This is a genomic window from Mangrovibacter phragmitis (assembly GCF_001655675.1).
Taxonomy (GTDB): domain Bacteria; phylum Pseudomonadota; class Gammaproteobacteria; order Enterobacterales; family Enterobacteriaceae; genus Mangrovibacter; species Mangrovibacter phragmitis.
On sequence record NZ_LYRP01000043.1, the window covers coordinates 18080 to 44151 of the forward strand.

General features: G+C 50.1%; 27 protein-coding genes. 11 read left to right on the forward strand and 16 right to left on the reverse strand.

What is annotated here, in order from left to right:
• The first annotated feature begins 7 nt into the window (after nt 1-7).
• From moaB to A9B99_RS17755, 5 genes are all read left to right on the forward strand, one after another.
• A complete protein-coding gene (gene moaB / locus A9B99_RS17735) occupies nt 8-520 on the forward strand; it encodes a molybdenum cofactor biosynthesis protein B (RefSeq protein ID WP_064599818.1) in 513 nt (170 codons plus the stop codon).
• Between the two features lie 2 nt (nt 521-522).
• Complete coding sequence (moaC, locus tag A9B99_RS17740) at nt 523-1008, forward strand: cyclic pyranopterin monophosphate synthase MoaC (protein ID WP_064599819.1); 486 nt, start codon at nt 523-525, stop codon at nt 1006-1008.
• On the forward strand, nt 1001-1246 hold the full coding sequence (gene moaD / locus A9B99_RS17745; protein ID WP_064599822.1) for a molybdopterin synthase sulfur carrier subunit: 246 nt from the start codon (nt 1001-1003) through the stop codon (nt 1244-1246). The genes moaC and moaD overlap by 8 nt, the downstream gene beginning before the upstream one ends.
• A 1-nt stretch (nt 1247) precedes the next feature.
• Nucleotides 1248-1703 (forward strand): molybdopterin synthase catalytic subunit MoaE, encoded by a 456-nt coding sequence (gene moaE, locus A9B99_RS17750; RefSeq protein ID WP_064599823.1) that lies wholly within the window; start codon nt 1248-1250, stop codon nt 1701-1703.
• A 68-nt stretch (nt 1704-1771) separates the two neighbouring features.
• Entirely contained in the window at nt 1772-2482 is a 711-nt protein-coding gene (locus tag A9B99_RS17755; protein WP_064599826.1) for a Bax inhibitor-1/YccA family protein, read from the forward strand.
• 4 nt (nt 2483-2486) lie between these two features.
• On the opposite strand, the gene A9B99_RS17760 is transcribed toward A9B99_RS17755, so the two are convergent.
• From A9B99_RS17760 to A9B99_RS17770, 3 genes are read right to left on the reverse strand one after another with little or no spacing between them, the layout of a single operon-like run.
• Nucleotides 2487-3500 carry a lysylphosphatidylglycerol synthase domain-containing protein gene (locus A9B99_RS17760; protein ID WP_064599828.1) on the reverse strand — a complete coding sequence of 338 codons (1014 nt, stop codon included), beginning with the start codon at nt 3498-3500 and terminating at the stop codon, nt 2487-2489.
• Nucleotides 3501-3502: 2 nt separating this feature from the next.
• Nucleotides 3503-4747, reverse strand: coding sequence for a cardiolipin synthase ClsB (gene clsB, locus A9B99_RS17765; RefSeq protein ID WP_064599830.1), 1245 nt, complete (start codon nt 4745-4747; stop codon nt 3503-3505).
• Entirely contained in the window at nt 4744-5496 is a 753-nt protein-coding gene (locus A9B99_RS17770) for an endonuclease/exonuclease/phosphatase family protein (protein ID WP_064599832.1), read from the reverse strand. Before A9B99_RS17770 ends, clsB begins: the two co-directional genes overlap by 4 nt.
• Before the next feature lie 138 nt (nt 5497-5634).
• Here A9B99_RS17770 and A9B99_RS17775 point away from each other — a divergent pair, with 138 nt between their 5' ends.
• Nucleotides 5635-6054 (forward strand): YbhQ family protein, encoded by a 420-nt coding sequence (locus tag A9B99_RS17775; RefSeq protein WP_064599834.1) that lies wholly within the window; start codon nt 5635-5637, stop codon nt 6052-6054.
• On the opposite strand, the gene A9B99_RS17780 is transcribed toward A9B99_RS17775, so the two are convergent.
• From A9B99_RS17780 to cecR, 5 genes are read right to left on the reverse strand one after another with little or no spacing between them, the layout of a single operon-like run.
• Entirely contained in the window at nt 6016-7119 is a 1104-nt protein-coding gene (locus A9B99_RS17780; protein ID WP_064599836.1) for an ABC transporter permease, read from the reverse strand. The genes A9B99_RS17775 and A9B99_RS17780 overlap by 39 nt on opposite strands.
• A 6-nt stretch (nt 7120-7125) precedes the next feature.
• The gene (locus tag A9B99_RS17785) at nt 7126-8268 is read right to left on the reverse strand and encodes an ABC transporter permease (RefSeq protein ID WP_231889213.1); all 1143 of its coding nucleotides are present in this window, start codon (nt 8266-8268) and stop codon (nt 7126-7128) included.
• Complete coding sequence (locus tag A9B99_RS17790) at nt 8255-10000, reverse strand: ATP-binding cassette domain-containing protein (RefSeq protein ID WP_064599840.1); 1746 nt, start codon at nt 9998-10000, stop codon at nt 8255-8257. The genes A9B99_RS17785 and A9B99_RS17790 overlap by 14 nt, the downstream gene beginning before the upstream one ends.
• Nucleotides 10000-10989, reverse strand: coding sequence for a secretion protein HlyD (gene hlyD, locus A9B99_RS17795; protein ID WP_064599842.1), 990 nt, complete (start codon nt 10987-10989; stop codon nt 10000-10002). Before hlyD ends, A9B99_RS17790 begins: the two co-directional genes overlap by 1 nt.
• An 11-nt stretch (nt 10990-11000) precedes the next feature.
• Nucleotides 11001-11672 (reverse strand): transcriptional regulator CecR, encoded by a 672-nt coding sequence (gene cecR / locus A9B99_RS17800; RefSeq protein ID WP_064599844.1) that lies wholly within the window; start codon nt 11670-11672, stop codon nt 11001-11003.
• Nucleotides 11673-11933: 261 nt separating this feature from the next.
• On the opposite strand from cecR, the gene rhlE reads away from it, so the two are divergent.
• The 3 genes from rhlE (at nt 11934) to ybiB (ending at nt 16642) form a co-directional block, all read left to right on the forward strand.
• Complete coding sequence (gene rhlE, locus A9B99_RS17805; protein WP_064599846.1) at nt 11934-13301, forward strand: ATP-dependent RNA helicase RhlE; 1368 nt, start codon at nt 11934-11936, stop codon at nt 13299-13301.
• Between the two features lie 188 nt (nt 13302-13489).
• Nucleotides 13490-15673: an ATP-dependent DNA helicase DinG gene (gene dinG / locus A9B99_RS17810; RefSeq protein WP_064599848.1), complete on the forward strand. Its 2184-nt coding sequence runs from the start codon at nt 13490-13492 to the stop codon at nt 15671-15673.
• A gap of 3 nt (nt 15674-15676) precedes the next feature.
• Nucleotides 15677-16642: a DNA-binding protein YbiB gene (gene ybiB / locus A9B99_RS17815; RefSeq protein WP_064599850.1), complete on the forward strand. Its 966-nt coding sequence runs from the start codon at nt 15677-15679 to the stop codon at nt 16640-16642.
• 392 nt (nt 16643-17034) lie between these two features.
• Here ybiB and A9B99_RS17820 read toward each other — a convergent pair whose 3' ends face one another.
• Nucleotides 17035-17664, reverse strand: a complete 630-nt coding sequence (locus A9B99_RS17820) for a flavin reductase family protein (RefSeq protein ID WP_064599852.1) — start codon at nt 17662-17664, stop codon at nt 17035-17037.
• A 115-nt stretch (nt 17665-17779) separates the two neighbouring features.
• Here A9B99_RS17820 and rlmF point away from each other — a divergent pair, with 115 nt between their 5' ends.
• On the forward strand, nt 17780-18721 hold the full coding sequence (gene rlmF / locus A9B99_RS17825; protein ID WP_064599854.1) for a 23S rRNA (adenine(1618)-N(6))-methyltransferase RlmF: 942 nt from the start codon (nt 17780-17782) through the stop codon (nt 18719-18721).
• Between the two features lie 54 nt (nt 18722-18775).
• On the opposite strand, the gene glnQ is transcribed toward rlmF, so the two are convergent.
• The 5 genes from glnQ to rhtA form a co-directional block, all read right to left on the reverse strand.
• Entirely contained in the window at nt 18776-19498 is a 723-nt protein-coding gene (gene glnQ, locus A9B99_RS17830; protein WP_064599856.1) for a glutamine ABC transporter ATP-binding protein GlnQ, read from the reverse strand.
• On the reverse strand, nt 19495-20154 hold the full coding sequence (gene glnP, locus A9B99_RS17835; protein ID WP_064599857.1) for a glutamine ABC transporter permease GlnP: 660 nt from the start codon (nt 20152-20154) through the stop codon (nt 19495-19497). The genes glnQ and glnP overlap by 4 nt, the downstream gene beginning before the upstream one ends.
• A gap of 79 nt (nt 20155-20233) precedes the next feature.
• Nucleotides 20234-20983, reverse strand: coding sequence for a glutamine ABC transporter substrate-binding protein GlnH (gene glnH / locus A9B99_RS17840; protein WP_064599859.1), 750 nt, complete (start codon nt 20981-20983; stop codon nt 20234-20236).
• A 364-nt stretch (nt 20984-21347) separates the two neighbouring features.
• Nucleotides 21348-21851 carry a DNA starvation/stationary phase protection protein Dps gene (gene dps, locus A9B99_RS17845; protein WP_064599861.1) on the reverse strand — a complete coding sequence of 168 codons (504 nt, stop codon included), beginning with the start codon at nt 21849-21851 and terminating at the stop codon, nt 21348-21350.
• A gap of 321 nt (nt 21852-22172) precedes the next feature.
• Nucleotides 22173-23066: a threonine/homoserine exporter RhtA gene (gene rhtA / locus A9B99_RS17850; protein WP_064599864.1), complete on the reverse strand. Its 894-nt coding sequence runs from the start codon at nt 23064-23066 to the stop codon at nt 22173-22175.
• A 370-nt stretch (nt 23067-23436) separates the two neighbouring features.
• Between rhtA and ompX the strand changes: the two genes are divergently transcribed.
• Complete coding sequence (gene ompX / locus A9B99_RS17855; RefSeq protein ID WP_064599866.1) at nt 23437-23946, forward strand: outer membrane protein OmpX; 510 nt, start codon at nt 23437-23439, stop codon at nt 23944-23946.
• 79 nt (nt 23947-24025) lie between these two features.
• Here the strand turns inward: ompX and A9B99_RS17860 are convergent, their stop codons facing one another.
• Together A9B99_RS17860 and mntS are read right to left on the reverse strand one after the other, a co-directional pair.
• The gene (locus A9B99_RS17860; RefSeq protein WP_064599868.1) at nt 24026-25609 is read right to left on the reverse strand and encodes a phosphoethanolamine transferase; all 1584 of its coding nucleotides are present in this window, start codon (nt 25607-25609) and stop codon (nt 24026-24028) included.
• A 226-nt stretch (nt 25610-25835) separates the two neighbouring features.
• Nucleotides 25836-25964 carry a manganase accumulation protein MntS gene (gene mntS, locus A9B99_RS23410; RefSeq protein ID WP_074388832.1) on the reverse strand — a complete coding sequence of 43 codons (129 nt, stop codon included), beginning with the start codon at nt 25962-25964 and terminating at the stop codon, nt 25836-25838.
• Nucleotides 25965-26072: the final 108 nt, after the last annotated feature.

The following is a 26072-nucleotide window of genomic DNA, read 5'->3' on the forward strand; positions in this document are numbered from 1 at the left end:
GAGAATCATGAGTCAGGTAAGCAGTACATTTATTCCGGCGCGTGTCGCTGTCATGACGGTGACTTCACACCGCACTGAAGAAGAAGATTCATCGGGCCATTACTTGCGTGATGTTGTCACAGAGGCGGGGCACCAGGTGGTGGCAAAGGCGATTGTCAGTGAGAACCGTTATGCCATTCGCGCCCAGGTATCGCAGTGGATTGCCAGTGATGATGTCCAGGTGGTGCTGATTAACGGCGGAACCGGGTTGACTGAGGGCGATCAGGTTCCTGAAGCCCTGTTGCCTCTGTTTGACCGTGAAATTGAAGGGTTTGGTGAAGTGTTCCGCATGCTGTCTTATGAAGAAATCGGCACGGCGACATTGCAGTCTCGGGCAGTGGCTGGCGTGGCAAACCGCACAGTAATTTTCGCCATGCCGGGTTCAACCAAAGCCTGTCGCACTGCCTGGGAAAATATTATCCAGCAGCAACTCGATGCACGCCAGCGCCCGTGTAACTTCCATCCTCATCTCAAGAAATAGTTATGTCGCAATTAACCCATATTAATGCGGCTGGCGAAGCTCATATGGTGGATGTCTCCGCCAAAGCTGAAACAGCCAGGGAAGCCAGAGCGGAAGCGTTTGTCACTATGCATCCGGACACGCTGGCGATGATTGTTGAAGGGCGTCATCACAAAGGTGATGTCTTCGCCACAGCGCGTATCGCCGGTATTCAGGCCGCCAAACGCACCTGGGAATTGATCCCTCTGTGCCACCCATTATTGCTCAGCAAAGTGGAAGTTCACCTGGAAGCGCAGCCTGCGGAAAACCGGGTGCGTATTGAATCAGTCTGCCGGCTGAGCGGTAAAACCGGTGTCGAAATGGAAGCGCTCACTGCAGCTTCAGTTGCCGCGCTGACCATTTACGATATGTGTAAAGCGGTTCAGAAAGATATGGTCATTGGCCCGGTACGTCTGCTGGCGAAGTCGGGCGGTAAATCAGGTGATTTCAGGGCGGTGCAGGATGATTGATGTACTTTTTTTCGCACAAGTGCGTGAACTGGTTGGCTGTGATGCTTTGCGCCTTGATGCCTCATTTTCTTCTGTTGAAGCGCTACGCCAGCACCTGGAAAACCGGGGCGGGCGCTGGGCTTTGGCACTGGAAAGCGGCAAATTATTAGCAGCTGTTAACCAGACGCTGGTCCCTCTCGACCACGCTATTCAGGCGGGCGACGAGGTGGCCTTTTTCCCCCCGGTCACCGGAGGCTGATATGGAAGAACAAACACGCATTGGTGTGGGGCGCGACAACATTGATGTCGGCGCCGAATATCAGTGGCTGGCGGCGTGCGATGACGACGGTGCTGTGGTGACATTTACCGGAAAAGTGCGTAACCAAAATCTGGGTGATAATGTCAGCGCACTGTGCCTGGAACATTACCCAGGCATGACGGAAAAAGCGCTGGCAGAAATTGTTGCCACCGCGCGTGAACGTTGGCCGCTGCAACGTGTAACCGTTCTTCACCGTATTGGCGAAATGTACCCAGGTGAAGAAATTGTATTTGTCGGTGTGACCGGTGCACACCGCAGCAGCGCTTTTGCCGCGGCAGAATTCATTATGGATTACCTGAAAACCCGGGCTCCGTTCTGGAAACGGGAATCGACTGAGCAGGGGGCTCGCTGGGTTGAAGCTCGTGAAAGCGATAAAGTTGCTGCAGAACGCTGGTAAGACTGCGCATTACAGCTGAATGTGGTAGTCTGAAGGCCTGTTTTTCCATCAAAATCAGAGGATATGTCATGGACCGCTTCCCACACGCCAATGGCACAATCGTCCAGAACACCCGCACCGGGCTGCAAACCTATATGGCGCAGGTGTATGGCTGGATGACTTGTGGCCTGTTACTGACGGCATTTGTCGCCTGGTATGCCGCAGCGACTCCGGCAGTCTTGATGTTTGTTTTTTCCAGTAAGCTAACGTTTTTTGGTTTAATCATTGCTCAACTGGCGCTGGTGTTTGTTCTGTCCGGTATGGTGCATAAACTGAGTGGCGCTATGGCAACCACGCTGTTTATGCTTTATTCCGCGCTAACCGGGCTGACGTTGTCGAGTATTTTTGTGGTTTATACTTACTCGTCTATCGCCAGCACATTTGTGGTGACCGGGGGGATGTTTGGCGCAATGAGCCTGTATGGGTACACTACGAAGCGTGATCTGAGCAAATTCGGCAGCATGCTGTTTATGGCCCTGATCGGTATTGTTCTGGCTTCTGTAGTCAACATCTGGCTGAAAAGCACCGCGTTAATGTGGGCTGTGACCTATATTGGTGTGGTGGTTTTTGTTGGCCTGACAGCCTGGGATACCCAGAAACTGAAAAGTATTGGCAGCCAGATTGATACCCGTGACAGCACCAACCTGCGCCGCTACTCCATTATGGGTGCCCTGACGCTGTACCTTGATTTCATCAACCTGTTCCTGATGATGTTGCGTATTCTCGGCAACCGCCGTTAAGCGCTTATTGCAGCCCGGTGGCGCGCGTTTTAACCGCGCCCACCTGGTTGCGCTTTCCCTCGCCTTCCTTGCGTAATTTTTCCGCCCGGCTTTCCAGTACGGCATAACACACCGCTGCAATGATTAATGGGATAAAGTAATACAATGCCCGCCAGACCAGTAACGCGGCAATAATACTGCCGTGGCTGATTTGCGAGGCAGGTAGCAATGCCAGAAACACCGCTTCCAGTACCCCAATCCCGGCCGGAATATGAATAATCACCCCCGCAATACTGCTGAGTAATGTCACTGCCAGTACCGTCATAAAATCAACCTGTTGCTGCATCAGTAACCAAATTGTTGTGCCCATAATCAGCCAGTTCAGTGCAGACAACAAAAACTGCGTTATGGCAAAACGGGCTCCTGGCAGGCGTATTCGCCGCCCACGGATTCGCCACGTTCTTTTCGGGGAGAAAGAGCACAACAACAGCCAACAGATGCTTAACGCGAGTAATACCCCGCCAATACAGCGCAGCGTCAGCGTATCAATGTACCACCCTGCGGGCAGGTGCAGCGCACCAAAAGTAAACAGTATCCCGCCTACCAAAATATAACCCAGCCAGTTAGTCATAATACTAAAAGAAAAAATCCGGGCGATAGTGCCGCTACCCAGGCCTAACCGCGAGTACAGCCGGTAACGCATACCAATTCCACCGACCCAGGTGCTTAGTGTCAGGTTAAAGGCATAACAAATAAAAGACACCAGCATGACTACCCGGGCAGACAGACCGTGCCCGGACCATGACCGGCTTAATAAATCATACAGACCATAGATGGTGTAGCTGATAACCACTAATCCGGCTGCACCGAATAGTGCGTTGCGGTTATAGGTCATTAAGGACTGCCAGACCTCCTGCCAGTCAACCTGGCGGGCATAAAGCACAAGCAATACCACAACAACCAGTAGAAATACGCCAGATAATCCTTTTTTGATTCGGCGGCGGGAGTGGGAGCTGAGTGAGCGGTGCAGTAACGACATTGTCATTGTCCTCCTGAGTCCGTAGTGGCATGTTGGTCCTGTTGCTCAAGCTCAGGCTGAACTGGCGGCCGGACACGGGTAATACGTGGTGTGTGAGCAGGCAACCAGCCCACCATTGCCGGGAAATGCCGTACAAAGTGGAAGGCGAGAACACTGCAAGTCAATCCCCACCAGCGAGGGCCAGGCAACAATACCCGGTCTGCCTGGGTTTGCTCTGCGCTCTGGCTTATCAATTTCATCAGGTTATCGCGCAATGTCTGGTTGAACTCACGGTCATGAATCACCAGGTTGGCTTCAAGGTTCAGTGACAAACTAAGCGGGTCGAGGTTGCTGGAGCCAACTGTTGCCCAATGGCTGTCCATCACAGCAACTTTGCCGTGTAACGGGCGCTGCTGGTATTCATAAATATGGACACCGGCTTTGAGCAGGTAAGGGTAGAGCAGGCGGGCCGCGGTTTTTACCATCGGAATGTCGGGCTCGCCCTGCAAAATCAGTTTAACGCTGACACCACGGCGTGCTGCGTTTCGCATGGCATGCAGCAGCCGGTACCCCGGGAAGAAATAGGCATTGGCAATAATCACCTCACGGCGTGCCCGGGCCAGCATACGCAAATAATAACGCTCAATATCATCCGGATGGCGGTTGTTATCACGCCAGATAAACAGCGCCTGTGCTTCTCCAGCCTGGTTCTGGTCCTGCGCTCTGTGCCGATGCCAGCGCCAGCGGCGTGTTCGGGTACTTTCCGGCAGGTTAGCAATAACAAACTGTTGAATATCGCTGACCACCGGGCCACGAACCGCAACGGCATAATCCTGTTTGGCTTCCGGTCCGTAACTGGTGAGGTGTTCAGCGGAGTAATTAATGCCACCAACAAACGCCAGTTCACCGTCAATTACCACTATTTTGCGGTGCATCCGGCGGAACAGATTAGTTCGCATACCAAGAAACAGCGGTGACGGGTCGTAATAACGTACAACCACACCCGCCTGAGTCAGCGTATTGATAAATGTCTCGCTCAGATCAGGGGAACCATAGCCATCCATCAACACTTCTACCTGTACACCACGCTGTGCCGCTTCCAGCAATACCTGGTGCAGTGCCTGGCCTGCGTTATCATCAAACCAGATGAATGTTTCCAATAACACCTGCTTTTTCGCCTGGCTTATGGCGTCGAAAACTGCCGGATAATAAGCGTCGCCATTCTCCAGTAACGTAATCTGGTTACCGCTTCTCCATGTCGTTTTCACAGACTAATCTCCACCGCTAATGGCGCATGATCCGACAAACCACGCCACGGGCCCGAAGAGAAGGGCAAAGGTTTGCACTGTTTCACATGGCGCACATAAATCCTGTCAAGACGCAAAAAAGGGTACCATACCGGGAATGTGCGGGCCGGTTTGCCAAACTCGCGGCTGAATACTTCTTCCATACCATTCTGCTCATGCAGACGTGGGTGGAGCCGTTGCCGCCAGTCATTAAAATCGCCTGCCACAACCAGTGGCGCATTCTCAGGCAGTTGGCAAATCACTGCCCACAGTTTTTCCAGTTGTGCCTGGCGATGTGGTTCTTTAAGCCCCAGGTGAACACAAATAACATGGAGTGGCACGGGCTTGCCGGGTATGTTGAGGCGGCAGTAAAGCAGGCCTCGTTGTTCATGTCCTTCGATGGAAACGTCAATATTCTCGCTGTGTTCAATTGGAAAGCGCGATAAAACTGCGTTCCCGTGGTGACCTTCCGGATAAACCGCATTGCGCCCATAGGCATAATCGCGCCAGACTGTATCGGCCAGATACTCATAGTGACTGGCTGTTGGCCAGCCGGGTACAGCCCGTGCCAGAGTTTGGTGCTCACCGCTGACCTCCTGCAGGCAAACAACGTCGGCGAGTGTTGCACGCAAAGCATCGCGCAGTGCTGGCAGTGAAAAGCGGCGGTTAAAAGCAGTAAATCCTTTATGTGTGTTTATTGTTAGAATTTTGATAATTGAATGTGAAGGCATGGTGCCGATTTCCTCCTTGTTTTGTTTCTGTGTGCAAATAAAGTGTAGTGTTTGTCACAAAAAACTGGCGGGATACGGAATTTTCCGTAAAGTGCGGTACTCTGATTAGTAGTCAAAAAATCCGTCAGGAGAGAAGACATGAAATGGCAACAACGACTTCGTGTCGCAACAGGCCTGAGTTGCTGGCAAATTATTCTGCATTTGCTGGTTATAGCCGTGCTGGTTGCCGGCTGGATGAGTCAATCCCTGGTTCAGGTTGGTATTGGTCTGTGTCTGTTATACACACTGACTTTAGTGATGATGCTGGCGTTACAGCGTTTTCATGACGGCTGGCTCCGGGAGTTAGGTGATTTTCTCGAAGAGCTCACCACCACATGGTATTTTGGTACGGCGTTAATATGCCTGTGGCTGTTATCCCGTGTTTTTCAGAGCCATCTGGTGCTGGTGCTTGCCGGCGTGGTTATCCTCGCCGGGCCTGCAGTTGTGTCGTTACTGGCAAAAGACAGCAACCGACGTCGGTCAGGCAATTTTTCTGCGAAACATAGCGTACGCCGCTGATCCGGTTATGGCCGTTATAACTAATAACGGCCATAAGCTTCGCCACACAATACTAAAATCCGCATCTTTCAGGTAAATCTCTTTGGTGATGTCGGTGAAATGCCGAATTGGGTTTACCCATGTCAGATCCTGTAACCACACAGGCATGTTCTCTACCGGAGAAACATACCCGGAAAGCAAAATGGCTGGCATCATAAATACAAAGACGCCTATAAACGCCTGTTGCTGGGTTGAACACAGCGACGAAATCAGCAGGCCAAACCCTACCAGCGATAACCCGTAAACCAGCATGGTGAAATAGAACAGCAGCAGAGAACCGGCAAAGGGGATCTGGTAAGCCCATATGCCCACACCCAACACAATCGATGCCTGAAAGCAGGCGACAATTAAGGCTGGTACGGCTTTGCCAACAAAAATCTGCCAGGTGGCGAGCGGTGAAACCAGCAACTGGTCCAGTGTGCCTTGCTCGCGCTCGCGGGCAACAGACAGTGACGTTACAATCATCACACCAATGGTGGTAATCATGGCTATCAGCGACGGGACAACAAACCATTTGTAGTCCAGATTTGGGTTATACCAGTTGCGCACCACCAGTTCACTGTTGTTCTGTTTCTGCCCGTTAAGCAGCGATTGCTGGTAATCATTGACTATCTGCTGCACATAACGGGCCGCAATTTGCGCGCTGTTTGAGTTGCGCCCATCCAGCAGTAACTGTACCTGGGCTGGGGTAAGCTGGTCCAGGTCGCGGGAAAATGTGGGCGGGAACCGCACCACCAACAATGCCCGCTGGTTATCAATAACATCACGAATCTGACCGGGGCTGTTGAGCTGTAAAATATGGGAAAATGCTTTTGCCTGTGCAATGCGCTGAGTCAGTTCGACCGAGTGTTTGCCGTTGTCTTCATTATAAATAGCCACTGTCGCGTTGGTGACCTCCAGTGTGGCGGCAAACGGGAACAGCACCACCTGAAGAATGACCGGCATTATCAGGATTGCGCGGGTTTGCGGCTCCCTTAACAGCGACTGTAATTCTTTACGGATAAGCGTCCACAAACGGTGCAGCATAGCGTGTTACTCCCTGTCGAGCCGGCGGCTGGTTTTCAACATGGTCAGCCCAATAAACAGTACCGCAGAGGCAATTAAAAACAGCACATTGACCACCAGAACTGAAGTGATATTGCCCGCGAGAAACAGTGTTTGCAGGGTACTGACAAAGTAACGGGCCGGGATAATGTAGGTCACGATACGGATAATGGCGGGCATACTGTCTATCTGGAATATAAAACCGGACAACATAATTGAAGGCAAAAAAGCAGCGTTCAGCGCAACTTGCGCGGCATTAAACTGGTTACGTGTCAGTGTGGAAATCAGCAGGCCCATACCCAGCGTGCTGAGCAAAAACAGGCTGGAGATAAGAAATAAAATCAGCAGCGAACCACGCCAGGGAACACCCAGAATAAATACCGACACCAGCATACACAGCAGCATAGCCAGCATGCCGAGAAAGTAATAGGGAACCAGTTTACACAGTAGTAACTCCGTGCGGGTTACTTCGGTGGACAACAGCGCTTCCATGGTGCCGCGCTCCCACTCACGGGCAATCACCAGTGAAGTGAGGATAGCGCCAATAACTGTCATGATAATGGTAATGGCACCGGGAATTATAAAATGGCGGCTGATAGCTGCCGGGTTGAACCAGTAGCGGGTTTGTACATCAATCAGGGGTTGGAATGATTCACCACGGTCTTCAGCACGTTGTTGCTGCCAGATTTGCCAGATACCCTGAGCATAGGCCTGCACAAAGTTGGCGGTATTGGGTTCACTGCCATCCGTTATCACCTGAATTGGGGCAGTATCGCCATTGCGGGCCATTTGCTCCGCAAAGTTGACCGGAATGGTAATGATGCCGCGTATTCTCCCGGCCTGCATCAGGTCAACCAAATGCTGGCGATTATCGCTAATTGTCGGGGCAATGAAAGGCGAAGCACTGACAGTGTGAGCAAAAGAGAGTGCTTCCTCACTTTGCTGATCCAGCAACACACCCACATGTAACCGGCTGGAATCCAGGTTTATGCCATAGCCGAAGATAAACAGCAGCATCAACGGAATGACCACCGCAATCAGCCAGCTACTCGGATCGCGAATAATCTGGCGGGTTTCTTTAATGCACAGCGCTCTTACGCGATGCCAGGAAAGGATGCTATTGGTGGCCACTGGCATGCTCCTTGTCCCACTGGTGAATCAGTTGAATAAAGGCCTGTTCCATAGTCGGATCGGCCATTTCGTCGTTGGCTGCACTGGCTTTCAGCGCATCAGGCGAACCACTGGCGATTAACTTACCACGATAAACCAGCCCGATACGGTCGCAATACTCGGCTTCATCCATAAAGTGAGTCGTCACCATCACGGTGACGCCGCGCTCCACCATACTGTTAATGTGCAACCAGAATTCGCGGCGGGTCAGGGGGTCAACACCCGATGTCGGTTCATCAAGAAACAGAATGTCCGGTTCATGCATTAATGAGCAGGCCAGCGCAAGGCGTTGTTTAAACCCCAATGGCAGGGCGTCAGTTGCCTGATTCGCCACGGACTGGAGGTTGAAGGCATCAGTCATGCGTTGGATCTTTTCTTGCTGGCGCACGCCGCGTAAACCGTAGATCCCGGCGAAGAAACGCAGGTTTTGGGTTACTGTCAGATTGCCATACAGCGAAAATTTTTGCGCCATATAGCCCAGGTGCTGGCGGGCTTTCCCTGAACTGGTTTTTAAGTCCATATTAAGCACCAGTGCCTGGCCATCGGTGGGAACCAGCAAGCCACACATCATCTTAAATGTTGTGGATTTCCCGGCACCATTTGGCCCCAGCAGGCCGAAGATTTCACCGCGTTTTACAGCGAAGTCAACATGGTCCGTCGCTGCAAAATCACCAAATTTTTTGGTCAAGTCACGGGCTTCAATTACGGTTTCCCCTTTATTGCCTTCAACCTGATGCAAAATCGCGCCCAGCGGGGATTCACGGGTTTTGGTCCCGCCTAACAAGTCAATAAAAGCGTCTTCAAAACGTGGCTGTGTTTCCCGAAAACAGCTTTCGGGTAATGACAGGCTGGCTGCAAGCCCGGCAATGGCTGAAGAGGAATTAACAATCAGGCGAACCGAATGACCCTGAATCATTCCGTCGCTCACGCAAGGCTGGCGCAGAGCATGCTGAAGCAGTGGGCGATTTTTCCCTTCCGGGCTGGTAACAAGCCAGGTGCGCCCGGCGATTTGTTGAGTGAGTTCATCAGGCGCGCCCTGGTAAAGGCGTTCACCTTCATTCATCAACAACACTTCCCGGCACTGTTCCGCTTCATCCAGGTAGGATGTGCTCCATAAAATCAGCATGCCGTCATTCGCCAGTTCATGGACCATACGCCACAATTCCCGCCGTGAAATAGGGTCAACCCCCACGCCGGGTTCATCCAGCAACAAGACACTGGGCTGGCCGACCAGGGTGCAGGCTAACCCCAGCTTTTGCTTCATCCCACCTGATAATTTCCCTGCCAGGCGTTTGGTAAATGGCCCCAGGTCGGTAAATTCCAGAAGCTGATTAAATACTTGCTGACGTAGCTTGCCACGAACACTGCGCAAATCGGCGTACAGGTTCAGGTTTTCCATCACCGTTAAATCTTCGTACAGGCCAAATTTCTGTGGCATATAGCCCAGCATGCTGTGTAACTGTGTATCGTCACGAATAGGGTCAAGGCCCAGTACCTCAATCCTGCCTTCACTCGGTGTCAATAAGCCTGCCAGCATACGCATTAATGTTGTTTTACCGGCACCATCGGGGCCGACCAGGCCAGTGACAGCACCTGCTGTAATTACCGTATTCAGGCTGGCAACGGCAGGACGGTTGAGCCCACGAAAATGTTTGACGACATTCTCCAGCCTTATTGTCGCCGCCTGGCTCATTACTGCTCTCCTTCAAACCGAATGGTCACCGGCATTCCCTGGCGTAGCGTGTCATCGGGGTGGGTAACAATAATACGCAGACGGTAAACCAGGTCGGTGCGCAGGTCCGGCGTTTCGACGGTTTTCGGGGTAAATTCTGCTGTGGGTGAGACAAAACCAATTTTGCCTTTCCACGGGTTACCGGGGCGGCCATCGATATAAATCAGTACATTACGCCCGGGCACTGCCTGGCCGAGATTTTTTTCGTCTACATAAGCGCGCACCCAAACCGGGCGGGTTAATGACAACGTCAGCACAGTACTGCCAGCACTTAACATCGTGCCGGGTTCTACTGCGCGTGTCAGCAGAGTACCACTTGATGGAGCAGTCAGGTCGGTATCGTTTAAATCCAGTTGCGCCTGAGCCAGGGCCGCCTGGGCTTGCTCCAGACTGGCTTTGGCTTCAGCAATTTCCTGCGGACGATTACCCGCTTTGTACTGGCTGAGTTTATCTTCTGCGGATTTCAGGTTGGCCTGAGCCTGAATACTTGCCGAGCGGGCATTGGCTAAATCATCGGCGGAGTTGACCCGCTGTTGCCATAATGCCTGCTGGCGTTGATAGTAACGGGTAGCGTACTGGGCGGCGGCCTGGGCCTGTTTCACTGCGGCAGCGGCCTGGGCGATTTCTTCGCTACGGTAGCCTGCCATCACCAGGTCATATTTCGCCTGTGCGGCGTCTTCATTAGCCTGGGCCTGTGCCAGCGCAATGGTGTAAGGTTTTTTATCCAGCATACCGAGTGTTTCGCCTGCTGTGATTTTATCGCCTTCGTCTACATTCAGTTCTTCAAGACGCCCTCCGACACGAAAGCTCATATTCACTGTTCGAATATCGACATTGCCGTAGAGTGTCAGTGTGTTATCCTGGTGTTGTTGGTACCACCAGACACCGGCACCAGCTACAACAAGAATGAATAAAATCACAATTGCAATCAGTGGCTTGCGGTGTTTCATGCCAGCGTTCCTCAGTGTTGAGACAGTCCGTATAAAATAAAATCAATATGCGATGCGATAACGTTGCTAATCAGACCAACTTTTTGATTATCAAATTGTGTCCAGCCCATGCGTAGTAAAATGGTTTCGCGCCCGAGACGAAAGGCGAGGATCTCACCCAGCAATGCGTGGGTATGTAAAATGGTTTCGGTGTCCAGTGGGTCACGCCCACAGTAACAGGCGATTAATGCACACAGGTGATCGTGCATGGGAGCAATAACCTGGTCATGAATCAGTGTGTAAGCGGCTGTGGGGGAAAGTTGTTCGCGGGAAATAAATTTACTCAGGTTGAGTGTTTCATCTGAGGTCAGTAATTTGCACATATGGCCGCAGGCCAGGTGAATTAACTCGCGTACTGCTGTTTTGTCTGGCTGTTTGCGGGAAAGTAGCTGCACAGCGGAAGCGACATGTGGCTGGAAATTATGGCTGATAAAATCAGCTATCCATTGCGCACAGGCCATATACAGTTCTTCTTTTGAACCAAAATAGTAAGTAATGGCGGCAATATTTTGGCTGGCCTGCGTTGCAATGTCGCGTGTGGTTGCATGCAAACCAAACTCACCAAATTGAGCTATTGCGGCAGTAATTAATTGGTTTTTAGCGAGTTCACCCCGAGAGGTGACGGGCGTATTCATCGTATTCATCACCAGAGTCAGTGAAACTTAATCAATCATTTGATTAAGTCTATGCCAGCTTTTGGTATATGGCTACTGGCAGCGTATTATTTTGCAGAAATTTCTGTTCGCGGGAATTTATGCAGTGCAATGGAAAAGCTGTTACACTCCGCCGCTTCATGACACTGTGGTTGTGTCACTGTTGTTTGGCTAAGGGTCCTCCTTGCCATTAAAACGACGATCCCTGGGAACTACGCCGTAAACTGCGGGCAGGGTGAGTGAGGAGTTGTTATGTCTTTTGAATCACTCGGGTTAAATCCGGCAATTTTACAGGCAGTAGCTGAACAGGGGTATAGCGAGCCAACCCCCATTCAACAACAGGCGATTCCGGCAGTGCTTGCCGGACGCGACTTAATGGCCAGCGCGCAGACCGGGACCGGGAAAACCGCCGGGTTTACCCTGCCATTGTTGCAGAAGTTGTCTCAGTCGCCGCATACGGTCAGTGGCAAACGCCCTGTCCGGGCTCTGATTCTTACGCCAACCCGTGAGCTTGCTGCACAGGTTTGGGAAAATGTGCGTGCTTACAGCAGCCACCTGAAACTGCGTTCACTGGTGGTTTATGGTGGTGTCAGCATTAACCCACAAATGATGAAGCTGCGTGGTGGCGTAGACATTCTGGTTGCCACCCCTGGGCGCTTGCTGGATCTGGTGCACCAGAATGCAGTCAGCCTGGATAAAGTTGAAGTGCTGGTGCTGGATGAAGCAGACCGCATGCTGGATATGGGCTTTATCCATGATATTCGCCGTGTGTTGGCAAAACTACCGGCAAAACGCCAGAACTTGCTGTTTTCTGCAACCTTCTCCGATGAGATTAAACACCTGGCATCCGGGCTCCTCAAAAACCCGGAAGTGATTGAGGTTGCACGCCGTAATGCACCTTCAGAGCAGGTGACACAATATGTGCATCTGGTTGATAAAAAACGTAAGCGTGAATTGTTGTCTCACCTTATTGGCAAAGATAACTGGCAGCAGGTACTGATCTTCACCCGCACCAAATACGGTGCCAACCACCTTGCAGAGCAATTGAATAAAGACGGTATTAGCGCTGCGGCTATTCATGGTAATAAAAGCCAGGGAGCCCGTACCCGTGCTCTGGCCGATTTTAAATCCGGCGCGATTCGTGCACTGGTGGCGACAGACATTGCTGCACGCGGTATTGATATTGAATCACTGCCTTATGTGGTTAACTACGAGCTGCCAAATGTACCGGAAGACTATGTCCACCGTATTGGGCGTACCGGGCGCGCGGCAGCAACCGGGCAGGCTGTGTCACTGGTGTGTGTGGACGAACACAAACTGTTAAAAGATATTGAGCGTTTACTCAAACGCCCAATACCGCGTATGGCGATTGACGGCTATGAGCCAGATCCGTCTATCAAAGCGGAACCGGTGGAAGACCGCCAGTCGCGTGGCCGCCGTGGCGCCGGACAAGGGCGCGGTAGCCGGCCTTCAGCCGGGGCTCCGGCAAAGAAACGCACCTCCCGGCCAGAAAACAGCAATACCCGGCCTGAAAATGCCAGTGGCAAACCGGAAAAACGCCCGGCAAAACCTCGCCGTTCGCGTGCCCCCAGAAAAGAGAATGGCAGTAACAGCCAGTAGTAGCCTGGCGGGCTGGTGTAAACCTGCCCAGCCATCCAGTTAACTTCCTGCCTGTTGGCCAGCTCCGGTAATTCTGGTGCACAGAATTGCCGGCTCTCTTCCAGTAAACTATTTTGCCCCAAAAAGCAGTTCAGCCAGCCACGAAAAAATGCCACAATAGTGGTTGTTTATACAGTACAGGAACTGCAATGGCCTTATCCGCGGCACAAAAGGCGCAAATTGCCGCATGGTACAAAGCGCTGCAACAACAAATCCCCGATTTTATCCCCCGTCCTCCCCAACGGCACATGATTGCCGAAGTGGCAAAAAACCTGGCGGGTGACAGCGGCCGGCATTTGGTTATTGAAGCGCCTACCGGTGTAGGTAAAACGCTCTCCTATCTGATTCCGGGTATTGCCCTTGCCCGGGACGAAAAAAAAACGCTGGTGGTCAGTACTGCGAACGTCGCGTTACAGGATCAGATCTACAGTAAAGATCTCCCTCTTCTCAGCAAGATTATCCCCGAATTACGTTATACCGCCGCTTTTGGTCGTGGGCGCTATGTTTGCCCGCGAAACCTGGCAGCGCTCGCCAGCGATAACAGTAGCCAGGGGGATCTGCTGGCGTTTCTTGATGATGACCTCACACCGAAAAATAAAGCGGAACAACAGCGCTGTGTGGCATTAAAAAAAGACCTCGACAGCTACAGTTGGGATGGCCTGCGTGACCACACTGATAAAGTTATTGATGACGGGTTATGGGCGCGCCTGAGCACAGACCGCGCCAGTTGTCTTGGCAGCAACTGCCATTGGTACCGGGAGTGCCCTTTCTTTGTGGCCCGCCGTGAAATTCGTGAAGCTGAAGTGGTGGTGGCGAACCATGCGCTGGTGTTGGCGGCAATGGAGAGTGAATCTGTATTACCAGAGCCAGATAACTTGCTACTGGTGCTGGATGAAGGCCACCATATACCAGAAGTTGCCCGTGATGCACTGGAAATGAGTGCTGAAATCACGCCTGGCTGGAGCCGCCTGCAACTGGACTTATTTTGCAAACTGGTCAACACCTGCCTGGAACAGTTTCGCCCTAAAACGGTTCCTCCCCTGGCAACACCGGAGCGCCTGGCAAACCATTGTGAAGAAATCACTGAACATCTTGCCGGACTGGTTGCACAATTTGATTTGGTGCTGCCAGCCACAGAAGAAGGTGATTACCGTTTCCCCATGGGGGTTTTGCCTGAAGATATCATGGCTCATTGCGAACGCCTGGCAAAACTGACGGATGCGCTGCGTGGCCTTGCCGAATCCTTCCTGAATGATTTAAGTGAACGCACCGGGCAGCATGATATTGTGCGGTTGCACCGCCTGATTCTGCAAACCAACCGGGCTTTTGGTCACTTTGAGGCGCAGAGTAAATTGTGGCGGCTGGCTGCAATGGAAAAGGCCTCCGGAGCGCCAGTATCAAAATGGTTTACCCGTACTTTTCAGGATGGTCAGGCTCACCTGTTTTTCCACTGTGTTGGTATTCGTGTCAGCGATCAACTTGAGCGTCTGCTGTGGCGGCAAATTCCCCATATTGTGGTGACTTCGGCCACATTGCGTTCTCTGAACAGTTATACCCGTATTCAGGAGCTCACCGGGTTACATGAAAAACGGGGTGATACCTTCGTTACGCTGGATTCCCCTTTTAACCACGTTGAGCAGGGGAGCATTGTGATCCCACAAATGCAAACCGATCCTCAGCCGGCAACAGAGCGTCAGCATATTGCCGAAATGGCGGCTTTTTTCCGTGAGCAGCTCAAAGCAGGCAAGCACAAAGGGATGCTGGTGCTATTTGCCAGTGGGCGTGCAATGAATATTTTTCTTGAAGCTGTACAGGATCTGCGCCTGGTGTTACTGGTGCAGGGGGATCAGCCCCGTTACCGGCTGGTTGAACTTCACCGTAAGCGTGTAAGCCAGGGGGAAACCAGTGTGCTGGTTGGGTTGCAGTCTTTCGCCGAAGGCCTCGATTTGAAAGGTGAACTGTTAAGCCAGGTTCATATCCATAAAATTGCATTTCCCCCTGTGGACAGTCCGGTGGTGATTACCGAAGGGGAGTGGCTGAAAAGCCTGAAACGCTACCCGTTTGATGTGCAAAGCCTGCCAGGTGCCTCTTTCACACTGATTCAGCAAGTGGGTCGCCTGATTCGTAGCCACAGCTGCTGGGGAGAAGTGGTGATTTATGACCGGCGTTTGTTGACAAAAAACTATGGTAAAAGGTTGCTGGATGCGTTACCTGTATTTCCTATTAGCCAGCCTGAGCTACCAGCGGTTCTTCGCTCTGCAAAACCGGACAACCCGGAAAAAAAACGCAGGCGCTCACCTCGCCAGGCTCGGGAAAAACGAGGCAGAGAGTAAAGTATGGATTACCGTAAAATTATCAAAGAAATTGGCCGGGGTAAAAATCATGCCCGGGATCTGGACTGCGCAACCGCTCAGGCATTATATGCCAGCATGTTACGCGGAGAAGTTCCCGACCTGGAACTGGGCGGGGTATTAATTGCGTTGCGTGTGAAAGGGGAAGGCGAAAGCGAAATGCAGGGTTTTTATCAGGCTACGCGCGCGCATACAATGCAGCTTTCAGCCCCGGCTGGCAGGCCAATGCCTGTCGTTATTCCCAGTTATAACGGCGCACGTAAGTTACCGAACCTGACACCGCTACTGGCATTGTTACTTTCCCGGCTGGGTTTCCCGGTTGTGGTCCATGGTGTGAGTGATGATCCGGGCAGGGTAATCACAGAAACGCTGTTTGCTATGATGGGTATCGAGGCGGTGCATTCATGCGGCAAGGCTCAGGCGGCGCTGGAAGGCAATAAACCTGTTTATATACCTGTCAGTGCATTGTGCCCGCCACTGGCTGTTCAACTGGCACTGCGCTGGCGGATGGGCGTGCGTAACAGTGCTCACACGCTGGCAAAGTTGCTGACACCTTTTCCGGAAAATGCAGCATTACGGCTCTCGAGTGTATCGCACCCGGAATATTTATCCCGCGTAAGCCAGTTTTTCCAGTCAGTGGGTGGCCAGGCGCTGGTTATGCATGGAACTGAAGGGGAAGTGTACGCCAACCCATTACGTTGTCCGCAAATAAACTGGGTGAATGCAGCAGGTGAGCAGGTGGTTTATAGCCGTCAGGCAGAAGTCAGCCCGGCGCCGGTTTTCCCTTCTGGCAAAGACCCTCAACTGACTGTTGAGTGGTTAACACGCTGCTTGCGCGGTGAAGAGCCGGTGCCGGAATCTATTCAGATTCAGTTGGCATGTTGTTTACTGGCGGCAGCAGAAGTCTCAACGCTGGAAGAGGGTTTACAACGGGTGAGGCAATTAATTTAGTGCAGTGTAAGCATAAAAAAGCCACCGCGTGTGGCCCGGCCACAACACCCGGTTTCAGGCAAAATAGTGGCAGGTATGGCGGTGGCTGAGCCTGATATTCAGGCAAAAGCAAGGGTAAATAACACAGAGAAGTACAACCCACAGGGTGGGTTTCAGGCATTCCATATAAATTGAGGCCGGCTCGTGAAGAGCCGGCCTCAACAACGTTCTGTACAAAAATAGCGATGGTGGACACCATCCGGTGAAACAGGGTGGTTCCGTGCAGGTACGTCTTTTTATGTCTTGTCTTACTCTGTTGGCGCTATTATCTCAGTCTTTCCCGCCTGGCGGCTATGTAAAAACCTTGTTGTAGTTATTCAAAATAATTGAATCTGGTTGTTTGTGATAAAAGATTATCTGCGGTCATCGGGCCGGATAAGATCAAATCTTAGTGACTCATCAATCCCGTAGTAAGCACTGGGGCCACCAGCCCGCATAACCGGGTGGGCTTTTGCCGTCTGGTAAACCCCGTCTTCCAGCAGGTGAGTGGCAATATGTACTGCGACAACTTCGCCTAATACCAGCCAGGTATTTAGCTTTTCTTCTGCGGCATTAGTGAGCTGAATGCACTGTGTCAGTTTGCATTCAAAATTGACCGGGCTTTCACTGACACGGGGGACGGGTATTTTGCGGGAAGCCGCCGGAGTTAACCCGGCAAGCGCGAATTCATCCACTCCTGCAGCAACAGATGCTGATGTTTCATTCATGGCACTGGCAAGCTCGCGAGTGACCAGGTTCCAGGCAAAGTAGCCAGTACGGGTAATATTTTCCACGCTGTTTTTCCACCCGGAACTGGCGAATCCAATAATGGGTGGCTGGTAGTTGAAGCAATTGAAAAAACTGTAAGGGGCAAGGTTGGCAACCCCTTGTTCATTGACTGATGAAATCCAGCCAATTGGGCGGGGGCCAATAATCGCGTTCAGTGGATTATGGGGCAAACCATGTCCCCGTTCAGGCTCATAATAGTAGTACTCAGTGGTCATTTTTTTGCAGCCAGTTAATAACAGGTAACCAACAGGCTAGCACAAGGTATATGGCTTGCACTTTACCTTGTTATGCTGAACGCGTATCTTACGCGCCCGGACACAAGGAGCCAGGATGAAACAGATTGCTGAAAAAACGCAGTTGCACCCGCGTAACCGCCACCAGGGGCGTTATGATTTTGACCGTCTGGTTCAGGCGCTGCCTGAACTGGGGAATAAAGTAATACTTTCACTTCGCGGGGAGAAAACCGTGAATTTCGCGGACCCTGAAGCGGTTAAAATGCTTAACCGTGCATTGCTGGCGGCGGATTACGGCATTCAGCACTGGAATATTCCTGAGGGTTTTCTGTGCCCACCAGTGCCTGGCCGGGCTGATTATATCCATCATCTGGCTGATTTACTGGCTCAGACAGGTAAACAGGGGATACCGCACTCAGCCAGTCTTCTGGATATTGGTACCGGGGCGAATTGTATTTACCCGCTGATTGGGCAGCATGAGTATGGCTGGCGTTTTACCGGAACGGATGTGAGTAAAGAAGCGCTGAGCCACGCCCAACAGATAATTCAGGCAAACCCCGGGCTGAGTACCAGGATTCGTTTGCGCCGCCAAAAAACACCAGGTGCTATTTTCGCCGGGGTAGTTACGAAAACTGACCGTTTTGATGCCACGTTATGTAACCCGCCTTTTCATGCCTCCGCTCAGGAGGCACTGGAAGGTAATACCCGCAAACGCAAAAACCTGGGGCTTAACGATGCCACACCTGCACTCAACTTTGGTGGGCAGCACAGTGAGTTATGGTGCGAAGGGGGAGAACTGGCCTTTATTCGCCAGATGGTGGTGGAGAGCCGCACTATTGCCCGCCAGGTGTTATGGTTTACTTCGCTGGTATCTAAAGCAGAACATATGCGCAGCATTGAGCATGCTTTGCGTGAAGCTGGTGTGGCTATGGTGGTGAAACAGCCTATGTCACAAGGGCAAAAGCAGAGCCGTTTCATTGCCTGGAGCTATCTGTCACCGGAAGAACGGCTTGCCTGGGCGAAGAAATGGGTTAAATAACTAAAAAGGGCAGAGCCAGTCGTGGCCCGCCCTTTTGCTCTCAGTATACTGAATTCAGGAAACGTGTTGCAGAAACTCCTGCAAACGCTGGCTTGGTGGGTTTTCAATAAGCTCTTGTGGATTGCCGTCTTCTGCAATACGACCTTTATCAATAAAGATCAGGCGTGAGGCGACTTTTTCTGCAAACCCAACTTCGTGTGTAACGATAACCATCGTCATACCTTCTTCTGCCAGGTCCTGCATTACTTTAAGCACTTCATGGCGTAATTCAGGATCCAGTGCAGAGGTGGGTTCATCAAACAGCATCATTTTCGGTTTAACTGCCAGTGCCCGGGCAATGGCAACACGTTGTTGTTGGCCGCCAGACAGCTCAGACGGGTAATGATGCGCCCGTTCTGCCAGCCCTACTTTCGCCAGCAAGTCTTTTGCCAGCGCTTCAGCGTCTGGTTTGGACATACCGCGTACCCGGGTTGGGCCAAACATCACGTTTTCCAGCGCAGTTAATTGTGGGAACAGGTAGAACTGCTGGAACACCATTCCGGCTTCCTGGCGAATCAGGCGTTCGTCTACTTTGGGATCATTAACCTTCAGGCCATCAACAAACAGCTCGCCGCTGGTTATCTCTTCCAGTTTGTTAATGCAACGCAGCAAGGTGGATTTGCCAGAACCAGACGGGCCAATGATAACTACCACTTCACCCTGGTTAATTTTTAAATCGATATTATGCAGCACCTGGGTTTGCCCAAAATGCTTGGATACATTCTTAAATTCAATCACAGGATTTTCATCCTTTTCTCAAAGCGACGCAGGATAAAGCTCAGAACAAGAGTAATGATGAGATAGATAACCGCAACAGCACTCCAAATTTCCAGTGCCCGGAAGTTACCGGCAATAATCTCCTGGCCCTGACGGGTCAGTTCGGCTACCCCAATGACTATAAACAGTGAGGTATCTTTAATGCTGATAATCCACTGGTTACCCAACGGTGGCAACATACGGCGTAAAGCCAGAGGCATAATGACATAGCGAATGGTTTCCCTGCGGGATAAACCTAATGCCAGGCCTGCTTCACGGAAGCCTTTATGAATAGACAGCACCGCACCGCGGGTGATTTCTGCAATATAGGCACCGGAGTTGATCATAATCGTGACAACAGCTGCTGTCAGGGGGTCAATACGCAAATCCTGGAAAGCCATTGGTAGTGCAAAGTAGATAAACATCACTTGCACGACAATTGGCGTACCGCGAATAACTTCAATGAATACCAGTGCGATGAGGTTAGCGATTTTACCGCCGTAAGTACGGGCAAAACCTGCTGCCAGGCCAATGATTAAGCCGCCAATTAACCCGAGGACGGAGATCCACAATGTTAATTTTGCGCCTTCCATTAAGGCGGGTATGGCAGGCCAGATGGCGCTCCAGTCAAACTGCATGATGGGTTCCTGTTACCGTGTTTTTTAAAAATAGCAGGGGCGACCGAAAGAGCGCCCCTGAGACTGCTTTATTTTTTTATTATTTAGGCTCGGTATCGAACCATTTTTTATAGATAGCGTTGTAAGTACCGTTCGCTTTCAGAGTTTTCAGCGCTGCGTTAACTTTATCACGCAGTTCTTCGCTGCCTTTCGGGAAAGCAATACCATATTCCTGTGCTTCCAGCGATTTACCTACCGCTTTGAACTGACCATGACCCGCGGTTTTGATGAAGTATAAAATGTTTGGCGTGTCGTGCAGCACAGCGTCAGCACGGTTGGTGCCCAGTTCCATATACGCGTTGTCAATATTGGGAAACTGGTGCAGTTCTTTGGTTTTGATATGCGCTTTAGCGTAATCAACTGAGCCGGTACCACTTTTCACTGCAACAATTTTGCCATCTAAATCTTTGACACTTTTAATGTCGTTATTGTTGGCTTTGACCATTACCAGCAGACCACTGTGGTAGTAACCATCAGAAAAATCGACCGCTTTTTTGCGTTCGTCAGTGATGGTGATGCCCGCAATGGCTGCATCAATATTTTTTGTTTGCAGTGCAGGAATAATCCCGCTGAAGTCCATCGGTTTCAGTGTGTAATTCAGTTTCGCTTCTTTAGCGATAGCGGCCCACAGGTCCACATCAAACCCGACGTATTTATCGCCTTGTTTGAATTCAAATGGCACAAATGCAGTATCGGTTGCCACAATCAGTTTTTTCTCTGCTGCGTGCGAAGAAGAAACAGCAAAGGCCAGGGTAAGTGCAGCCAGTGAGACTTTTAAAATAGACTTCATAGCGTTTCCTTAGTTAAACCTTGGGGCAAGCCCCTGCGAAAGCATGCGCAACATGAAAAAATCGTGCCAGATTTACAACATATTGTTTTTGCTTATGAGGGATATGTAACATCGCACAAACAGTGATGCAAGATAGTATTAATGCACTGTTTTGGGGCTTTGTTATGGTGCAATGCATCACTCACCAACAGGGTGGTGGTTTTTGATGCGTATTCCGCTGAAACAATAGCCGTATTTTACGTATTTGCAACCAATTAGACTTATCTTATTTACCTGGTTCGAAAAAAAAGCGCACTGGAGTGCGCTTTTATGGTGCATGTCACTTTAGTTAACGGTTTAACTATGTGTTATGGCCGCTGTAGTTTTAATCGATATTGGATTCGATAAACCACAGGAATTTATCCAGATCACGGGATGCAGCAGTCAGTATATCCGCTGTATCTTCGTCTTTAGCTTCTGTTATAGCCTTACGTACATCGTTTGCCACAATGGCATAACGCTCGGCCAGTTCTTTAAGGTGATCCTGAACTGAATGAATATCCAGCGGATAGCTTTTCAGTGGTGTCTGGGTATTGATTACCTGTGTGGTACCAAGAGCAACACCGCCGAGCTGTACTGCACGTTCTGCCATGGTGTCGAGGTGGTCAGTTAGTGCAGTCCTGAAACCATCAAGCATTTCGTGTACAGCAATAAAATTGGCGCCGCGCATATTCCAGTGAGCCTGTTTGGTTATCAGTGACAGGTCAATAAACTGAATCACCTGACGGTTAAGTAATTCAATCGTAGCTTTTTTATCACTGTCAGCGACGTTGTTACGCGTATACAGAAGTGAGGTTTTATTCATTTTAACCAGTTTCGCAGTACTCATTGTCGATATCCTCTCTCGTCAGGTTCCAAATTTCTTACGCAACCAATTATAGCAGTTGATCGGTGAAGGTTATTTCTGTCACTACCTATCAGTTAAATAGCTATCGCAGTCATTTTTTGATTTTTTAAAACATATCAATTGGTTATGTTTTTTATGCCGGGTTAGTGAAAGGAAATTATCAGAATGTTCTTTATGAATATATCTTTCTGATGGGGCCTGTATGTTAAAAATAAGTTCAAGCTTGCTATGATTTTTTTCTTTGCAAAAAAATAACCCGAGTGAACGGGTTATTTATGGGAAGAAAAATTTTAAATGTAAATATTAATTAATATCAATTCTCTGAATTTGTGCATCACGACGCAGGGTCATGGTAGAGCCTGCAGATGCAACAATAATAGAAATAAGCGCCAGCCCCTGAGGCCAGGTGAGTGTTTCACCAAGAAAAATTAACCCGGAAATAGCAGCAAGGGCTGGCTCCATACTCATTAGTGTGCCAAATGTACGGGGTGGCAGACGAGTAAGGGCAATCATTTCCAGGGAATAGGGCAGTGCGGTGGATAACAACGCGACACACAATCCCACAGGGAGTACAGCCCACTGCCATAACCCGGCACTGGCCTGAAACATACCCAGTGGCACAAAGATAATAGCGGCTATCAGTGATCCCATAGCCACAGTAGCCGGTCCATGATCAGCCCCTGCGCGGTGACCAAAGAGTATATACAGTGCCCAAAACGCGCCCGCCCCCAGTGCATACAACGCACCAGCTAAATCCACTCCGGCAACATTTTTCCCCAGAGGCAACAGAAACCATAAGCCCAGTATCGCCAGAATCACCCATACAAAGTCAACAACCCGCCGCGACGAAAAGAGGGCAACGGCGAGTGGGCCAGTAAATTCCAGTGCCACAGCAATGCCTAATGGAACGGTGCGAATAGACAGGTAGAACAGGTAGTTCATTGCCCCCAACGCAATACCGTACACCAGTAGAGGAATACGCTGCTCCGCAGTAAAACGCAATCTCCAGGGTTTAAAGAAGAGTGCCAGCATCAGTGTACCCAAAGCCAGACGTAACGCAGTCACACCCGGCGCGCCAACCTCAGGGAAAAGTGATTTAGCCAGCGATGCGCCACTTTGAATAGAAATCATGGCAATTATCAGAACAAAAACAGGGAGCAAAGCAGATTTTAGGGATTTGCGCAGTTGTGCTGGCATGAGCGTCCTTTCATCAACAGATTTAGTCGTTAGGCCACAAGGCAAAAGCGACGCTTATTCTAGTGGATTTTAGTGGGGCTGGTTGATGTTCTATTGAAAAAAAATGGTGGAAGGCAGCATACAATAGCCATCCATTGAGCTTATGAATATAACGCGTATTAGGAATAATCCTTTATTAATACAAATTATAAGTGATTAATAAACAAGCGGTGGTTGGTTTACTTATATGAAAAATAAGGAAAACTAATCTTCAGGAAAGTTTCTGTTACAGGAAATTCTGCTTTAGACAACACAAAACGGCAGGAGTTTCTTTCATAAGTTTGATATATTGGAAACTTACGGAATTATTTGAAGCACATTTGAGGTGGTTATGAAAAAAATTGCATGTCTTTCAGCACTGGCTTGCGTTCTGGCCGTTTCCGCAGGTTCTGCATTTGCAGGTACCAGCACTGTTACTGGTGGTTACGCTCAGAGCGATATGCAGGGCGCTGCTAACAAAGCTGGCGGTTTCAACCTGAAATACCGCTATGAATTTGATAACAGCCCGCTGGGTGTAATCAGTTCCTTCACTTATACCGAAAAAAATCGCAGTGAAGACAGTGTGTACCATAAAAGCCAGTACTACGGCATCACTGCAGGTCCTGCTTACCGCATCAACGACTGGGCAAGCATCTACGGTGTAATTGGTCTGGGCTATGGTAAATTCCAGCAGACTGACTACCCGGAAAAAGGCGATATGAGCGACTACGGCTTCTCTTATGGCGCTGGTCTGCAGTTCAACCCGATTGAAAACGTCGCGCTGGACTTCTCCTATGAACAAAGCCGCATTCGTAGCGTTGACGTTGGCACCTGGATCGCTGGTGTAGGTTACCGCTTCTAATCCCTTTTCAGGGAATAAAAAATCCGCCTGATGGCGGATTTTTTTTGCCTGCGATAATTTGTACTCCGCGAATGTACGTTTAGCGCGAAGCTGCCCCAAAGCTGTCTTCACCCAGTTCCTGCCAGAGTATTTTTCTTAACTTGAAATTGGTGACATAACGCGGGCCTGCAGACTCTGCAGAGTGAAAGGTATATCGCCACGGAATCTGTTGGGTTTTGATGCCAGTCCATTGTGAAAAGAACAGCAAAAAATCATTTGCGGAACGTGGTGTCGTATTCACGTTGTGTGCTGTGTCATCGCTGGACAGTACCAAAAACGGTACCTGGTAATTCTGGTGGAACTTATCATCATGCGCGAGATACTGCCTTTGTGTACCGCGCTCGCGAAAAGTTAACCCATGATCAGAAAAGTAGGCCAAAGAAAAAGATTCACCACTTTGCTGCAATTGCTGGTAGAGATTTTTTAACAGCATATCAGTTTGGGTAATACTGTAGAGATAACAGGATGTCTCTTCAGATACCACAAAGGTGCTGTAATGCCCTTGTGTGCGGTCACAGGCTTGTGGGTGAGATCCCATGAGATGCAGCACGATAAGTTGCGTTGGCTGGCGCTTTACCGCCAGCACCTGAGCCGTGAGAGACAGGAGTGAAGTGTCCTGACTATTTTTGTTATCTTCAAAATCGCCATCTTTGAGAAATTGCACTTCGTCTGCACGACGGGCAATGCTGGCGATGGGTGTATCATATTGCCCGATTTTACCCTGGTTAGAAAACCACCATGTCTGGAAACCAGCGCGATTAGCCAGTGTAACGATATTGTTCTGGTATTGCGGCTTACTGTTTTCAATCAGATTTAGCGTCAGCCCAAGCGATTTTTGTGTTGATGCGCTTGCAGATATGTAGTCGGAGTACAGGACGCCATTGGCGTGGCTTGCGAAAGGCGTGTTATCCCATTGACCGCCAAACGCACCCAATGCATCACGGCGTGCACTTTCACCAATGACCAGAACATAGATATGGTAGCGTGCTGCCACTTGCGTAATCTGCCAGGTATCTTTTTGTGCGGAGAGTCGCTGCATGCGTTTGAGTTCGCGTACTACTGACTGGTTATTCTCCGCGACATCTTTCACAAATCTTGCTACCGGGTAACCGGTATCTTTCAGCGCGAAAACCCCCCCGTATACCCGGTTTTGCACTGGAGCAATAAAAATACACACCAGGCTGAAGGCACAACAAATACCAGTAACATAACGTTTTGGTTGTGCTGCTTTTATCGGCCTGCGCAGAGCATATACCGTGAGTGAAAAAATGAGGAGAGTGACGGCGTAACTGTACCACGGAAAGAGCGTCAAAATTTCGGTCGACTCTTCCATATTTGTGGCATGCAGAGCCAATAATGTATTGAAGTTGGGAGCACCCCAAACCATGGCAAATGGATAGTAGAATGCGGCAAGCAGACCAGATATCAGAATAAGTAATTTCTGGCATCTGGGGGCCAGTGTATGAAGAGCAATGAGCAGAGAAGCAAATGCAAACGTATAGAAAAAACTGATGCCATAGCCCATGGATGTATTAATAAAAAAAGCCAGAACAAAATAAAATAATGGCCAGAAATCAAACGATAAACGTGTAATGGCGGGTGTGTCTTTAGTAATAAAGCTCATAAGTTATGACATCAAGAAACGCCGTTGCGACCCAGGCGGAAAGGTGTAGGTATACCTTGCTGTTTCATGTATCAGATTTTCTTATGCAAGGTGAGACGAAGATAAAGCGTTGCAGGGCTAACTTCAACGGGGCAGAGGCGTCCGTTTTGAGAGGAGGGTTACAAATTTGACAATAATATGACAGCCGCCGTTAACTGGCTGATTCACCACAGCAGATAAACAATTATCAGGCGCGTTTGTCGTCGCAATCTCGATGTGAGCCGCTAAGCCGCTCACACAGCAATTGCAATAACATCAGGCGTACTTTAAAAGGAGAATGACTGAACACGTTTAGGCACCTCTTTACTTCATTCATTGTGGCCTCCCTGGTGGCATCAGTAGCGTTACCAACTTTCCATGCTGGTTGTGTTATATACAGATATAGCATGAGCTATGTTATATAGCTATGGCTATTTATGTTTTT

What these genes read in the sequence shown, in the direction of transcription:
- A9B99_RS17775 (WP_064599834.1), top strand. Translation starts at nt 5,635, where the DNA reads ATGAAATGGCAACAACGACTTCGTGTCGCAACAGGCCTGAGTTGCTGG.
- rhlE (WP_064599846.1), top strand. Translation starts at nt 11,934, where the DNA reads ATGTCTTTTGAATCACTCGGGTTAAATCCGGCAATTTTACAGGCAGTA.
- A9B99_RS17755 (WP_064599826.1), top strand. Translation starts at nt 1,772, where the DNA reads ATGGACCGCTTCCCACACGCCAATGGCACAATCGTCCAGAACACCCGC.
- A9B99_RS17820 (WP_064599852.1), bottom strand. Translation starts at nt 17,664, where the DNA reads ATGACCACTGAGTACTACTATTATGAGCCTGAACGGGGACATGGTTTG.
- rlmF (WP_064599854.1), top strand. Translation starts at nt 17,780, where the DNA reads ATGAAACAGATTGCTGAAAAAACGCAGTTGCACCCGCGTAACCGCCAC.
- glnP (WP_064599857.1), bottom strand. Translation starts at nt 20,154, where the DNA reads ATGCAGTTTGACTGGAGCGCCATCTGGCCTGCCATACCCGCCTTAATG.
- dinG (WP_064599848.1), top strand. Translation starts at nt 13,490, where the DNA reads ATGGCCTTATCCGCGGCACAAAAGGCGCAAATTGCCGCATGGTACAAA.
- A9B99_RS17790 (WP_064599840.1), bottom strand. Translation starts at nt 10,000, where the DNA reads ATGAGCCAGGCGGCGACAATAAGGCTGGAGAATGTCGTCAAACATTTT.
- A9B99_RS17770 (WP_064599832.1), bottom strand. Translation starts at nt 5,496, where the DNA reads ATGCCTTCACATTCAATTATCAAAATTCTAACAATAAACACACATAAA.
- ompX (WP_064599866.1), top strand. Translation starts at nt 23,437, where the DNA reads ATGAAAAAAATTGCATGTCTTTCAGCACTGGCTTGCGTTCTGGCCGTT.
- A9B99_RS17860 (WP_064599868.1), bottom strand. Translation starts at nt 25,609, where the DNA reads ATGAGCTTTATTACTAAAGACACACCCGCCATTACACGTTTATCGTTT.
- A9B99_RS17780 (WP_064599836.1), bottom strand. Translation starts at nt 7,119, where the DNA reads ATGCTGCACCGTTTGTGGACGCTTATCCGTAAAGAATTACAGTCGCTG.
- hlyD (WP_064599842.1), bottom strand. Translation starts at nt 10,989, where the DNA reads ATGAAACACCGCAAGCCACTGATTGCAATTGTGATTTTATTCATTCTT.
- moaC (WP_064599819.1), top strand. Translation starts at nt 523, where the DNA reads ATGTCGCAATTAACCCATATTAATGCGGCTGGCGAAGCTCATATGGTG.
- moaD (WP_064599822.1), top strand. Translation starts at nt 1,001, where the DNA reads ATGATTGATGTACTTTTTTTCGCACAAGTGCGTGAACTGGTTGGCTGT.
- ybiB (WP_064599850.1), top strand. Translation starts at nt 15,677, where the DNA reads ATGGATTACCGTAAAATTATCAAAGAAATTGGCCGGGGTAAAAATCAT.
- A9B99_RS17760 (WP_064599828.1), bottom strand. Translation starts at nt 3,500, where the DNA reads ATGTCGTTACTGCACCGCTCACTCAGCTCCCACTCCCGCCGCCGAATC.
- cecR (WP_064599844.1), bottom strand. Translation starts at nt 11,672, where the DNA reads ATGAATACGATGAATACGCCCGTCACCTCTCGGGGTGAACTCGCTAAA.
- dps (WP_064599861.1), bottom strand. Translation starts at nt 21,851, where the DNA reads ATGAGTACTGCGAAACTGGTTAAAATGAATAAAACCTCACTTCTGTAT.
- rhtA (WP_064599864.1), bottom strand. Translation starts at nt 23,066, where the DNA reads ATGCCAGCACAACTGCGCAAATCCCTAAAATCTGCTTTGCTCCCTGTT.
- moaB (WP_064599818.1), top strand. Translation starts at nt 8, where the DNA reads ATGAGTCAGGTAAGCAGTACATTTATTCCGGCGCGTGTCGCTGTCATG.
- moaE (WP_064599823.1), top strand. Translation starts at nt 1,248, where the DNA reads ATGGAAGAACAAACACGCATTGGTGTGGGGCGCGACAACATTGATGTC.
- glnH (WP_064599859.1), bottom strand. Translation starts at nt 20,983, where the DNA reads ATGAAGTCTATTTTAAAAGTCTCACTGGCTGCACTTACCCTGGCCTTT.
- mntS (WP_074388832.1), bottom strand. Translation starts at nt 25,964, where the DNA reads ATGAATGAAGTAAAGAGGTGCCTAAACGTGTTCAGTCATTCTCCTTTT.